We start from the raw sequence: 12938 nt of genomic DNA, 5'->3' as shown, positions 1-12938 counted from the left end.
CGACGCGGCCTTTTCAGAGAGGCCAATCGCCCCGGTTGCGCTGAGCGCGACCGGTGGCTGTTCACTGTGCCGTGCGTGGCCGAGTTCGCTGAGGAAGGGCTGACGTTCCAGGCGGTGATCTTCATTTGTCGGCAGCCACGGGTCCGGCAGATCTACGCTCCTCGAAGCGATCGCCTGAGCGCGACGAAATCTCCATTCGGCCATTTGCTGACATTGGAAACTACTGCGGCCGGATCTCGGATGCTCGGCGGACCGCCACTTCAACAGAGGGGCTTTCCTGCGTGCGGAGATGGCAGTTCAGAGGGCCCAGAACCTGGCGGGGTGCCGGGGTGTTGGAACGATGACACGTCGGCCATGTCGCATGGGAAAGGACTTCTAACGGTGTTGCGGGAGATGGTCGACAGCCGCGGTCGCTGCGTCATGGGTGAGTCTGAGGCGGCGCTCTCGTTCACTTCGCGGCTGCGGCTGGTCGATTTCATACACGAACTTGGTTGGCGCGGGGCACAGGTGGTGTGTCCGACGCACTCATCGATCCTCGCGGCCACATCCGGTGCCGACATCATCGAGCTCGGAGAGTACGGGTTCCGGCGGGTCACATGGGATGAGCGTGATCGCCTCGACCATTGGCGCCGCTACCTTGCCAACCCCGACCGCTCCCCGCGCCACATCGTCGTCTAATGGGCCACACTGCTGCTGAGATCGCCGACCGTCGCTTTGCCGATTGGATGCGCGGCAATCTCGGCCTGGCCGCGGAGCACATGGCTGTTTCCGTGACCGGAGATCCCGTGTTCGGATGGCGGATGCGTTCCATCGGTGCGAGGGCACGCGATGATTCAGGTGGCGATCGGTGGCTTCGGGTGGTCTCGGAGTTCCCGCAGTGGGCACGCGGCCAGTTCTGGACCGGCAACGCCGACGCGAACGATCTTCCCGAGACGATCTCGCGCCCGCACGTGCTGGGCACGTTCGAGTGGGGAGACGGGAGGTGTCAGCGCGCCGAGCTGTCCACGCTGCTTCCCGGCCATCCGTGCTCGAACACCGATATCCCGTTTACTGATGAGCCCATGCCTTTTTCCTGGTGGTCGACTTTGAAAGATACACTCGCGACTCTCGCCGGGACCTCGACCAGTCGTGTCCATGCCGATCAGGACCAGGTCACCCGGCGCATCCGCGAGACCTTCGGTGACCAGGCGCCCACTCACGTGGAGCGGTGGGAGACCGTCCACGGTGATCTGCACTGGAACAACGTGCTGTGTCCTGAGTTCGGGCTCTTGGGCTGGGAAGGGTGGGGCCGTGGTCCGGCAGGCACCGACGCAGCGGAACTGCTGTGCTGCAGCTTGCTCGCTCCGGCTACCTACGTCGCGGTCCTGTCGCAGTTCCGCAGCGTGCTCGACACCTCGACGGGTCGCGTCGCCCAGCTCTACGCCGCCGCGCGACTACTGCACCGGGCAGAGAGGAACCGGCACCACGAGGCCGCCCGAGCATTGCGCATTCACGGCCGTCTGCTCGCCGAGTAGCGGCCCGCAGCTCGGGAGACACGCAGCGCTCTGATCCCAGGCAAACACTCTCCGCGTACCAGGTCAGGTGGTATACAAGGGCGCATCGTCGGTGAACGACGTCTCTCAAAGAGGCTGGGCGGGTGACCCCAACGTCACTCGCCTTCTTTTCGAGGCCTGGCAAGCCCCCACATCTCACCAGTCGTCGCTGTCGCTGTTCTCCCAGGTCAGAGAAAACCTACGACTGAGAGCCTGTTCCTGAACTGATCTTGGTCGGTCGGGGCACTGCGGCGATGAGAAGGGACTCCTGGTAGATCGGTTGATGCCTAGTCATCCGCTCTACCGAGGAGTCCCGAGGTGTCATCGTGCCCGAATATGTCGTTGGTTCACGCGCGGGGTGGGCAATGTTGCCTGTTGGCTACCTCGCATCGCCGGCCACGCAGGTCACGTCGCTATCCGTCGGATATGAGTGAGGCGCAGTGGGCGATCGTCGAATCGCTGCTACCGACGCCAGGATGGCTGGCCGGGCGAGGCGGGCGTCGAGCCAAACACTGCCGCCGCGAGATCGTCGATGCGATCCTGTACGTGGTCGACAACGGCATCAAGTGGCGGGCGCTACCAGGCGATTTCCCACCCTGGTCCACTGTGTACAACCACTTCGCTGCGTGGGAGGCCGTCGGAATCACCCAAACACTGCTCGACGCTCTGCGTGATCGGGCACGACTGGCCCAGGGGCGTCGTGCTGGGCCCAGCGCCGGCAGTATCGACTCCGCCTCGGTCAAAGCCGCCGAGACCGTCAGTGCACGGAGTCGGGGCTTCGACGCTGGCAAGAAACGTAAACGCCACATCGCCGTGGACACGCTCGGTCTCCTGATCTGCGTGCTCGTGACCGGCGCCGAGGCCCAAGACCGCGTCGCCGCTCGCAACCTCCTGGCTCGCCTGCGCTATCTGTGCCCGAGTATCCGCCTGGTCTGGGCCGACTCCGGCTACACCGGCACGCTCATCGACTGGACCAAGTCGTTGTTCGGCATCAGCATCGAGATCGTCTCGAAACTCGCAGGTCAGGTCGGGTTCGTTGTCCTGCCGCGCCGATGCGGAGTCAGGTGCCTCGGGTTGCCCAGCAACGATACCGACACAATCCTTGCCGAGCAGGCCGACCAACGCCGGTTGGCCATGCCCGACGGCGAACCCGGTATATCTGGTTCGGGTTTCGAACATCTCCGAGAACATGGCGGACTGTAGGCCCGAACATGGCGGAGTGACCGACTCCGAGAGCCAGCACCAGCGCCACGTAGGCCAGAACGGGGCTGCCGGACTCGACAAAGCCAGAAGACGGTCTGGCCTCGATGCTCGCCGGAGGCTTGTCCCCCTTAATCGCCACATCGATGATCGCGTGGTCGGGAGGAACCGTCTCAATCGGGTCGGTGTGGTCGGTGTCGAGGACTTGTCTTGGCGGCTCGCCGCCGCCGCCGATCCAGAGGTGAGTAGCCACCTCGTCGACCGGTATCTCACACCTCTGCGCGAGCAAGGCGAGTTCGGGAAGGTGTTGGAGGACACCGTTCGTGCTTATCTCGGCAACGGCCAGAACGTGGCTCGTGCTGCTGCCTATCTCAACGTCCATGGGAACACGCTCCGTTACAGGCTCGAGAAGTTCACCGACCTGACCGGTGCAACCTTGATGTCCACCGACACGGTCATAGAGGTGGCCTGGGCCCTGGAACTCGGCAGCTGCGACCTCGAGCCCACGACCTCTCTCGTTGGCGCCGGACAGCTAACCGCGTGGCGTCACTGACTGCTGCTGAAGGCCGTAGGTGAGAGTGTCCGATTTTTGGCTCTGGCCCACTTTGGGTGGTGACGGTGCGTGATCTCAGCTGAGGAGGATGCGGTGGGGCTTTGAAACCCCCTTCGCTGGCTGGGGAAGGCGAGCGCCTGGGTGAACCGGCCCGCGCTGAGGGCTGGTCTCACGAGGAATTCCTGGTCGCTTGCCGGCAACGGGAGGTCGCCGCCGGCGAAGCCCACGGCGGCGAGGGGCACATCCGCTCCGCTCGGTTCCCTCCCTGAAGCGCGACACCATCGCATACCTCGGGACGCTGGATTTCATCGCGGAGAAGGAAAACGTGGCCCCCTCGGGCCTCCCGGCACCGGCCAAACGCACCTATCGATCGGGCTGGGAATCCGCACCTGCTTAATGCGAATCCTGCGAGCGGATGTGGTGGGGGAAGGTACGGCGGCCCAGGGACGCCACCTTCGGCCGCGCCTCCACTGGGGAGGATGGGGCGATGTTCGTCTCGGTCCTCGTGTTGCTGCTCGTGTTCCGACGATCAATTGGCTGGTGCTGACTGGGTGTGGCTGTTGAGGGCCTTCTCGGTGTCGCCGGGGACCAGATAGTGGTTGTTGAGTGCGATGGCGGCGGCGGATCCGGCGGCCGCGGCGTTGATCAGCTGGGCGGTGTGGTCGGCGACGTTGCCGGGCGCCCACACGCCGTCGATGCTGGTGCGACCGGTGCGATCGGTGGCGACCCAGCCCTCGTCATTGACTTCGCAGCCCAGGGCGGTCAGCAGCTCGTCGGACGGTACGAAGCGTGGACCGACGAACAGCGCCGCGCGTGTGACCATCGGTCCCTCGGCGAGCTCGACACCGCGGACGCCGGTCTCGTCGGACACGATCCGCGTCACGTCGCCATCGGCAATCCGTACGCCGCGAGCGACCAACCGCTCCCGCTCGTGGGCCTCCAGGTCGATCCGGTGGGGAAAGAACACCACCGTCGGACCACTGCCGGATCAGCTGCGCCTGGCGCAGGCTGAACGCCCGGTCCTGCCCTCCGATCACTCCGAGGGCGCTGTCGCGTACCTCGTAGCCGTGGCAGTACGGGCAAAAATGCACATCCTGGCCCCACCGCTGGCGCAGGCCCGGGATCTCGGGGAGCTCATCGCGGAGCCCCGTGGCCACCACCACCGCGCGTGCGCCCAGCGTCCCGCCCTCGGCCAGGCGCACGGCGAACCGCGCCCCGTCGAGGCGGTCGATGCCGACCGCTCGGCCCGCCAGTAGCTCCCCGCCGTAGCCGACGACCTCTTGTCTGGCCGTGGCCAGCAGCTCGGCCGGGTCCATACCGTCGCGGGACAAGAAGCCGTGCAGGTGCGCCGCCGGGGCGTTGCGCGGTTCGCCGGCATCGACGACCACCACCCGCCGTCGGGACCGCCCCAGCATCAGCGCCGCGGACAAGCCAGCCACCCCGCCACCGACCACCACCACGTCGTACTCCGACATAACGCACCCTCCCGCACGCTCACCGATGAAACCTCTAGAGGAAAGTTCTAGCACAGAAACCGAGGTTTCTTCTACTAGGATGGACCACTATGACCAGGACCCCCACTGCCAGCACGGGCCATCGGGCCAGGCCCGGCTCGCGCCGCGAGGACATCGCGGCCGCCGCGATCGAGCTGTTCCTCGACCGGGGTGTCGCCGCGACCCGGGTGGAAGACATCCTGGCCGCGGCCGGCGTGAGCGTGGGCAGCTTCTACCACCACTTCCGCGACAAGCTCAGCCTGGCCGCCACGGTCTATCTGGAACACCTGCAGCGCTTCCAGGGCGACCTGCTCGCCGAGCTTGACCGCCACGCGCGCACCGAGGACGCCGTCCGCGGGCTGGTGCTGGCCTACCTGCGGTGGGCCGGGGCCGATCCGCGCGCTATGGGCTACCTGCATCAGTGCCGCGAGCCCAACGTCGCCGAGATCTCCGAGGGCGAGGAAGCTCGGCTCAAGAAATCCTTCTACGGTCGGCTCGCCGGCTGGCTCGACGAACGCGCCGCGACTGGGGAGCTACGAGCGCTGCCGCACGAGCACAGCCTTGCGCTATGGCTCGGACCCGCCGAACAGCTCATCCGGGCCGCCATCGACCCCTCCGAGCATTTCACCGCACCGGCGCCCGACGCCCTGGCCGCACACCTCGCCCACGCCGAACAAGTCCTCGCCGACGCCGCCTGGGAAGCCCTTCGACGCCCCACCCCCGGCGACGACGCCGATCAAGCGCGCCAGCAGCGGTCTGCGGCGCGACAGCAACCACGCACGGATTCGGCCTGAGGTGCCGGGCTAGAGGAGTTTTGGGCCGGTGTCGCGGAGGGGGTACCAGCTGTCGACGCCGTTTCCGTTGGAGGCCAGGCGCTTGTTGACCAGGTAGCCGGTTTGCTCGAGGTGGATCAGGTGGGAGTACGCCTCGCCGATGGCGAAGCGGCGCTGTGGGCCGACCATCTGGTCCCAGGGGCGGCTCCATTTGAGGGCCTCGGCGACGGCGACGGACGTGCAGCCGGGGGAGGTGTGGACGGCGGTCATCACCTCGGCCAGCCGTTCCTCGTGGTGGCGGAGGAGCCCGTTGATGCGGCCTGTGAGCCCGGCGAAGCGGTACTCGTGGGCGGGTAGTACCTCCTCGGCGGGGATGTCGGTCAGCGTGCGCAGGGAATTGATGTAGATGCCCAGCAGGTCGTCGTCCTGGCCGGGGGCCGGGCTGATGTTGGGCGTGATGCGCGGCAGGATGTGGTCGCCGGTCAGCAGCACGTTCCGGCCGCTGTCGAAGAAGCTGGTGTGGCCCAGGGTGTGGCCGGGTGTGTGGATGGAGACCAGGTCGCTGCCTGCGCCCAGGGGCTTCTCGCGGTCGGGCAGGTAGCGGTCCACGGTGAGCGCGAAGTCGTCGAACGTGCTGGCGTCCGGCCCTTGGCCCTGCTGGGTGGCGGAGAAATCTGCGGCCAGTCCGCCGCGCAGGCGCAGGTTTTCGTCGCTGGCCCGCTGGAACTCCTCGAGGCTGCCGGGCGCGTGGGCGGTGACGGCATCGGCCTCGTGCATGGCCACCCAGGCGCCGCTGGCCTCGCGTACCCGCCGGGCCAGGCCCATGTGGTCGCCGTGGCCGTGGGTGATGAGCACCGCCTTGACGTCGGTGATGTCCCAGCCGGCCTCGGCCAGACCGGAGACCAGGCCGTCCCAGGCCTCGGGCGCGGGCCACCCGGTGTCGATGAGGGCGATGCCGCCGTTGTAGGGCGTAGCCGTGGTTGCGCTCGACCCAGGTGAGAGTGGTGTGGCGCAGCCAGTGGGTGCTGACTCCCTGGGTGGTCACCCAGGGCAGGTGCTCACCGATGCGGATCCAGAGGTGGTCATAGCGGCGTCTGGTGATGGGCCGCTTGTTTCGATAGCGCAACAGCTGGTCACCGGGTTTCGTGGCGCCGCGCTGCTGAGCGTGCTCGCGCAGGTGGGTCATGAGGGTGGGGGAACGGGCTGCCAGCGGACGGTCTCGCCTTTCTCGTGCAGGCGAATGAGGCATTGGTCGGGGTCAAGATCGCGCAGGGTGAGAGCCAAAGCGCCGCCGCGTCGGCAGGCGGTTTCGATGTGCAGGCGCAGGATGAGCGTGTCGAGCGCCGGGTCATCACCAGTCGTGGCGGCGACGTGGTTGATCTCGTTGAGGCGGTTGTCCGGGATCCCCCGTCGGGTGCTGGCGAGGCGGCGGGGTTTGGTGGCGTTTTTCGCTGGGTTGTCGGCCTCGGTGATGAGCTTGTCGGCGACGGCGTGGTTGTAGAGGCAGCGGATGGCGGCGATGAGGTGCTCGGCGGCCCCGCGCCCGCCGCGGCCGTTGCGGCGCACGACAACCTGCGACCGGATGGTTTCGGCGAGCTGCTGGATTTCCAGGGTGGTTCGTCGAGGTGGCGGTGGCCCCAGTGTTGGAGGATGCGGTTCCAGTAGGTGCCGTAGACGCGTTTGGTGCCGGGGGAGACGGCTTTGGCGACCTCGGGGATGTAGTCGGCGAAGGTCGGCGCCTGCGGCTTCGGCGCGGCGGTGCCGAGGAGGTCTTCGGGAGTGACGCCCATTTTGGCCAGCAGCAGGCGGGCGGCGTCGAGCTCGGGTGCGTCGGTGTTGCGGGAGGTGGTCATTGGGGATCAGCTCCGGGAGTGTGGAAGGCAGAGACCATCGCGTCCAGGGCCTGCATGGTGTGGATCATGAGGAGGCCGGGATCCGGCGCGGCCGCGAGCAGCACCCGATCGCCGCGGTTGAGGCCGCACCAGCGGCGCACCGCGGCCGGCAGGGGTAGGTGGGCGCGGCGGGCGAGGGTGAATACACCGTCGGGGTCGGCCTGGACGGTCACCGTGGTGTTGGATGGCACCTCGAGGCGCAGTCGCCGCCCGGCTTGCCAGCCGAGGGTGTTGACGATGCTGCTTTCGGCGATGCGGCCCTGCGGGTCCAGCGAGGCGATCCGATAGACCATCGAGGTCGTACTCGGCAGGGCGGCCAGCTGCGTGAGTGGCACCCGCCGGGCCGTGCCGCGGGCGGCGAGTAGTTCGGCGCGCTCATCCACCGACAGCGGGTGCAGCTCGATCGCGGGCACGGCGGACTCAGCCACGGCCCTCACCCCCGAATACGACCTCAGGGGCGCAAGACACGACGAGACGGCGGGTGCAATGCACCTCGCCGTCTCGCGTTTGAAACCATCTGTGGTTGTGTGGGACGGATCCCACCCACTGGTGTCCGAGGGGCGACTTGCGCACTAGCCACACGGATTCAGGTTCCGGAAGTTGGTTGATGCAGTCGACTTTTGCTCTCCGGTGTGTCCCGGAGTGAGTCCACCTGGACACCGTGACGAGACGTGGCTGGCTGTGTCTTGAGCTGCGTGAACACGGAGTGTTCACTACCGAGGGCGGGTTCCGTGGGGTGTCCCGGGTGGCGTCGGCGAGACAAACTTGCCGATATCGCGCTTAGGTCAGTACCAGGAACCGTTGCGTCCCGGTGGCAGCGTGTGGTGCTCGCTGGCGAGCCTGTAGTTCTTCATCGCGGCGGTCCAGTTTGCGGCGTCCTATCGATCTCCATAGATTCCGCTCCGGGACCAGCGGGCGGTGATGAGAGCGCGCCGCGGGTGCCGGGTCCGGGCGGATCTTGCGCTGCATCGTCGCTGATAAACGAACACGCGCTCGTCTATATAGACTCTGAACTGCTGGTCTAGTCAAAAATGACAGTAGACGAGCGATCGCACGTTCGTTACGCTTCGGGCGTCTGAGTCGATGAGGAGGAGCGATGGCCAAGGACGATGTTCCCGTTGTGACCCGGAGCGGCCAGGAGGACACCGGTACGGGGCAGTCCGGTGGCGCGGTGCGCATCTCGGGTGTTGGTCCGCAGCACACGCCCGCCACGAAGATCTGGTACGGCAAGGTCAGCAACGAGCCGGGATACCGTTCGTTGCCGCACCACCACGGTGAAGCCGAGACCGGTGGTTACGTCCTGAAGGGCAAGGGGCGGATCTGGTTCGGCCCGAACTACTCCGAGCACGTGGACCTGGCCGAGGGTGACTTCGTGTTCGTCCCGCCGTTCATGCCGCACGTCGAGGGCAACATGAGCACCACCGACGAGCTGGTCTGGCTGACCTGCCGGACGCCGGACAACATCGTGGTCAACCTCGACGATGTCGACGACAGCACCCTCGACGGATATCGGCGCGCCTGACCAGTCCCCTTCGGAACACATCGGCGCTGAACGCCGCACGGCGGTAGGCGGCAGAAAGGCTCGAGCATGCAGAGCGGCATGGCAGGCGGTCAGGATCGCCCCGCGGGATGGAAGGTCGACGTGGTCGGGACGGACTCACCGGATCAGGCCGAGATCCGAGAACTGATCCGGTCGATCCTCGCCGACCACGCGCCGGACGAGCACGTCGCCCGGCTCGACGAGTCGGAGAGCTTCGACGAGGAGTTCTACGGCCACCTCGGTGCCGCCGGGCTCATCGGCCTGGGTGCTGACCCGGCGACCGGCGAAGATGCGGACCCCCGTCACGAGATCGTCGTGCTGGAGGAACTCGGGGCCGGCCACACCTCGATGGCCGTCTGCTTGGTCGTGCAGTACATGGCTCTGCGCCTGCTCAGCCACTACGGCGACGACGAGCAGCGCAAGCGCGTGCTCGCGCCGCTCGCGGAGGGGCGCGAGCGGCTCGCGTTCGCGCTCTCGGAAGAGGACGGCGGAACCGACATCGCCCGCGCCATGCGCACGAAGGCCGTCCAGGGCGGTTCGGGGTGGGTGCTCACCGGTCGGAAGACGTGGATCTCGGGAGCAGCGACTTCCGGGCACGCGATCGTGCTGGCCCGCACGGCACAGGATGCGGGCTCGGCGATCGATGGCATCACGATGTTCCTGGTGCCGCTGGGCGCCGACGGGATCTCGGTGCGCGTGCTCGACACCGCCGGTATCCACGGCCTCGACACCTGCGAGGTCACCTTCGACGACGTCCGACTCGACGAATCGACCGTGCTGGGCGAGGTCGGAGCGGGGTTCCGGCAGGTGATCGGAACTCTCAACGGTGAGCGGCTCAATGCCGCCGCCGTTGCGCTGGGCATCGCGCGCGGAGCACTGCGCAGCGCGGTGGATTACGCCTCCCAGCGGCAGGCGTTCGGCCGGAGCATCGGGGCCTTCCAGGCCCTGCAGCACAGCCTGGTCGATGGGGCCGTGCGGGTGGAGTCAGCCCGCGGCCTGCTGACCAGAGCGGCTGATGCGGCCAGTGCGGGAGATGGGCAGTCGGACACCTTCTCCGCGATGGCCAAGATCGCCGCTGCTGATGCGGCCACAGACATCACCGATGCGGGGATGCGGGTCATGGGCGGAGCCGGATACAGCCGCGAGTACCCGATGCAGCGCTACTTCCGCGATGCCCGCCTGTACACCTTCGCGCCGCTGACCAACGAGATGCTGCGCAACTTCGTCGGCGAGCGCTGGCTCGGCCTGCCGCGCTCCTACTGAACCGGAAGTCGTTGAGACCATGAAGCTGCTGTCCTACCGAAGTGCTGACCGGCGGTCGTGGGGTGCGCTCGTCGATGGCGAGATCCTCGACCTGGCCGCCGCGAATCCGGGCTGGCCGACCCTGGCCTACGCGCTCGGCGATGCTGGAGCCGATGGCATCGGGAACGCGGTCACCGCGGCGGCGAACACCGCGCACCGAGTTGCGCTCGACTCCGTCGAGCTCCTGCCAGTGGTGCCAGACCCGCAGAAGATCCTGTGCGTGGGGCTCAACTTCGAGAAGCACCGCATCGAAACCGGGCGGGAGCGAACCGAGTACCCGGTGATCTTCACCCGGTTTCCGGACACCTTCGTCGGGCACGGCGCGCCGCTCGTCCGTCCGGCCGAGAGCGACCGCTTCGACTTCGAGGGGGAGGTGGCTCTGGTCATCGGTCGTGGAGGCCGCCGCATCGCGCAGGACAACGCCCTGGACCACATTGCCGGGGTCACCTGTCTCAACGACGGGTCGATCCGGGACTTCCAGTCGCACACCCACCAGTTCACCCCGGGCAAGAACTTCCCGGCTACTGGTTCGATGGGGCCCTGGCTGGTCACGCTGGATGAGATCGTGGACCTGGCGGAGCTGGAGCTGACCACCCGTCTCAACGGCGCGGAGGTTCAGCGCGCGCCGCTGTCGGACCTGACCTATTCGATCCCGGAGATCGTCGCTTACTGCTCGTCCTGGACCGAGCTGCGACCGGGAGACGTCATCGTCACCGGAACACCCGGCGGAATCGGTGCCCGCCGAGAGCCCCCGCTGTGGATGAAACCCGGTGATGTCTGCGAGGTGGAGGTGTCCGGGGTCGGCGTACTGCGGAACGCGATCGTCGGCGAGGACTGAGGACGCCGGCCTCGCAGGGCCTGACGTGTCGAGTGAGAAAAACGTACGCACGTTCATAGGAGGTGTAGATGGACAGCCCGCTCGTCAGCGTTGCCGAGCTGGGAGCAGACCGACCGCTCCTGGAGATCGAGTTCTTCCTCGGACAGCGCCACCCGCATTCGCTCTGAAGGTGCGAGCGGCTGGAGTCCCCGGCCTCCTCGCTCATCCCACTCCTGAGCGAACCGTTGCGAATCGGTGAGACGTCGTTTCGCAAATAACGAACGGATGGATGTTCGTTTCCATGTGAACTTTGGCTTCCGCTGCGGTCGGCCACCTCAGTCCGAGCAGAAAGACTTCCCATGTCTGAATTCACCGAATCCACACGACAGGCGACTCATCCTGTGACCAGAACACCCGGGGACGAGCGGGCCGCGCGACGAGCCGTGGCCAGTGGAACCTTCGGAACCGCCATGGAGTGGTTCGACTTCGCCGTCTACGGCACGCTGTCGGCCACCCTGTTCCCGAGCCTGTTCTTCCCGAGCTTCGACGACAACACCGCCGTGCTGGCTTCCTTCGCCACCTTCGGTGCCGGCATGCTGGCCCGGCCGCTGGGCGGCATCGTCTTCGGTGTTCTGGGAGACAGGATCGGCCGGCGCAACGTCCTCATGTTCACGCTCGTGCTCATGGGTCTGGCCTCGGTCTTCATCGGACTGCTGCCCACCTACGCCGTCGCCGGGATCCTGGCGCCGACCCTGCTCGTGACGTTGCGTTTCCTGCAGGGCTTCGCCCTCGGAGGCGAGGCCAGCGGCGCTCAGATCCTCGTGGTCGAGCACGCGCCCGACGGCCGCCGGGGCATGATGGGCGGGATCCTCGCCATCGGTTCGCCCCTCGCGCAGACGATGGCTTCCGTCGTGCTAGCGGGACTCGCGGCGGTGCTGTCCCAAGAGGCCTTCGCCTCGTGGGGCTGGCGAGTGCCCTTCCTGATGGGCGTGCTGCTCCTCGGCGTGGGCATGTTCATCCGCCGGCGCATCGAGGAGACGACCGCGTTCAAGGAGAGCCGGCAGCGAGCCGAAGCCTCGGAGGTTCCGCAGGAACGGGCGCTGGCCGTGCTGCGGCGCCGTCCGGGAACGGTGCTCAAGCTGGTTCTGTCCTGGGGCGCGTCGACGGGTCTGTTCTGGATCTGCGTGACCTACGCCGTGAACTACATGACCAAGGAGCTGGGATACGCCAACTCCGTGACCTTCTCGCTGCTGGTCATGGCGAACCTCATCTCGGTGCCCGCCGCGATCTACGGTGGCAGGTTCAGCGACCGCGTGGGGCGCAAGAAGATGTTCATCGTCGGCTTGACGATGCAGGGCATTGCGGCCGGAACTATGTTCCCGATCATGAACAGCATGAACTTCCCGGCGAGCGTCGCCGTGGTGGCGCTGGCGCTGTGCGGTATCCAGATCACCGCGGGCACCCAGGCGGCCTTCTTCTCCGAGGCGCTGCCGACGAGCATGCGCTACACCGGGTCCGCGCTGGGCATGACCTTCGCCGGGCTCATCTTCGGTGCGCCCATTCCGTTCGTGGCCGCGTGGATCTTCCAGAACACGAGCAACGGGACTTTCGCGCTCTCGGCGATCGGCGTAGGGCTCGTGTTGGTGTCGATCATCGCGACGGTTCTCCTGCCGGAGCACTACAAGAGGGCGCTGCACGAGGACCTCTGATCGCCGGCGATGCCGGGAGCGGCGGTCCTCCTGCGGCCGCTGTTCCCGGTATCAGCTCTGCTTCGCGAACAATCGTTCGCCTATGTGGGTGCTGTGACCTGCATTTCTTGACCGGGCATCACGTGCA

The 12938-nt window shown here is 66.9% G+C and carries 11 protein-coding genes and 2 pseudogenes; 9 read left to right on the top strand and 4 right to left on the bottom strand.

The features are described 5' to 3' along the window. The first annotated feature begins 381 nt into the window (after nucleotides 1-381). From E1181_RS32125 to E1181_RS12855, 4 genes and pseudogenes are all read left to right on the top strand, one after another. The gene (locus tag E1181_RS32125) at nucleotides 382-678 is read left to right on the top strand and encodes a hypothetical protein (RefSeq protein WP_235876721.1); all 297 of its coding nucleotides are present in this window, start codon (nucleotides 382-384) and stop codon (nucleotides 676-678) included. Beyond that, nucleotides 678-1514, top strand: a complete 837-nt coding sequence (locus tag E1181_RS12865; protein ID WP_132674383.1) for an aminoglycoside phosphotransferase — start codon at nucleotides 678-680, stop codon at nucleotides 1512-1514. Before E1181_RS32125 ends, E1181_RS12865 begins: the two co-directional genes overlap by 1 nt. Nucleotides 1515-1958: 444 nt before the next feature. Next, nucleotides 1959-2525 (top strand): annotated as a pseudogene (locus E1181_RS12860) (IS5 family transposase); the annotation flags it as partial. Between the two features lie 226 nt (nucleotides 2526-2751). Continuing rightward, complete coding sequence (locus tag E1181_RS12855; protein ID WP_165944610.1) at nucleotides 2752-3285, top strand: helix-turn-helix domain-containing protein; 534 nt, start codon at nucleotides 2752-2754, stop codon at nucleotides 3283-3285. Between the two features lie 529 nt (nucleotides 3286-3814). On the opposite strand, the pseudogene E1181_RS32870 reads toward E1181_RS12855, so the two are convergent. Then, nucleotides 3815-4760, bottom strand: a pseudogene (locus E1181_RS32870) (NAD(P)/FAD-dependent oxidoreductase). 89 nt (nucleotides 4761-4849) lie between these two features. Between E1181_RS32870 and E1181_RS12840 the strand changes: the two are divergent. Next, entirely contained in the window at nucleotides 4850-5572 is a 723-nt protein-coding gene (locus E1181_RS12840) for a TetR/AcrR family transcriptional regulator (RefSeq protein ID WP_132674377.1), read from the top strand. A 9-nt stretch (nucleotides 5573-5581) separates the two neighbouring features. On the opposite strand, the gene E1181_RS12835 is transcribed toward E1181_RS12840, so the two are convergent. The 3 genes from E1181_RS12835 to E1181_RS12825 form a co-directional block, all read right to left on the bottom strand. Continuing rightward, nucleotides 5582-6457, bottom strand: coding sequence for an MBL fold metallo-hydrolase (locus tag E1181_RS12835; RefSeq protein ID WP_235876729.1), 876 nt, complete (start codon nucleotides 6455-6457; stop codon nucleotides 5582-5584). A gap of 276 nt (nucleotides 6458-6733) precedes the next feature. After that, complete coding sequence (locus E1181_RS32120) at nucleotides 6734-7117, bottom strand: site-specific integrase (protein WP_235876720.1); 384 nt, start codon at nucleotides 7115-7117, stop codon at nucleotides 6734-6736. Nucleotides 7118-7400: 283 nt separating this feature from the next. Further along, nucleotides 7401-7871 (bottom strand): hypothetical protein, encoded by a 471-nt coding sequence (locus E1181_RS12825; protein ID WP_132674373.1) that lies wholly within the window; start codon nucleotides 7869-7871, stop codon nucleotides 7401-7403. Between the two features lie 668 nt (nucleotides 7872-8539). Between E1181_RS12825 and E1181_RS12820 the strand changes: the two genes are divergently transcribed. The 4 genes from E1181_RS12820 to E1181_RS12805 all read left to right on the top strand — a co-directional run bounded on the left by E1181_RS12820 (nucleotide 8540) and on the right by E1181_RS12805 (nucleotide 12811). After that, nucleotides 8540-8965, top strand: a complete 426-nt coding sequence (locus tag E1181_RS12820) for a cupin domain-containing protein (RefSeq protein ID WP_132674371.1) — start codon at nucleotides 8540-8542, stop codon at nucleotides 8963-8965. Nucleotides 8966-9085: 120 nt separating this feature from the next. Further along, nucleotides 9086-10246 (top strand): acyl-CoA dehydrogenase family protein, encoded by a 1161-nt coding sequence (locus E1181_RS12815; RefSeq protein ID WP_132674369.1) that lies wholly within the window; start codon nucleotides 9086-9088, stop codon nucleotides 10244-10246. Nucleotides 10247-10265: 19 nt separating this feature from the next. Then, nucleotides 10266-11123, top strand: a complete 858-nt coding sequence (locus E1181_RS12810; protein ID WP_132674367.1) for a fumarylacetoacetate hydrolase family protein — start codon at nucleotides 10266-10268, stop codon at nucleotides 11121-11123. Nucleotides 11124-11503: 380 nt separating this feature from the next. Further along, complete coding sequence (locus E1181_RS12805; protein ID WP_165944609.1) at nucleotides 11504-12811, top strand: MFS transporter; 1308 nt, start codon at nucleotides 11504-11506, stop codon at nucleotides 12809-12811. The last annotated feature ends 127 nt before the right edge of the window (nucleotides 12812-12938 follow it).

Origin of the sequence: Saccharopolyspora terrae, assembly GCF_004348435.1 — a bacterium.
Taxonomy (GTDB): domain Bacteria; phylum Actinomycetota; class Actinomycetes; order Mycobacteriales; family Pseudonocardiaceae; genus Saccharopolyspora; species Saccharopolyspora endophytica.
Note: the sequence above shows the minus strand (reverse complement) of the source record. Positions and strands in the feature narration are given on the sequence as shown.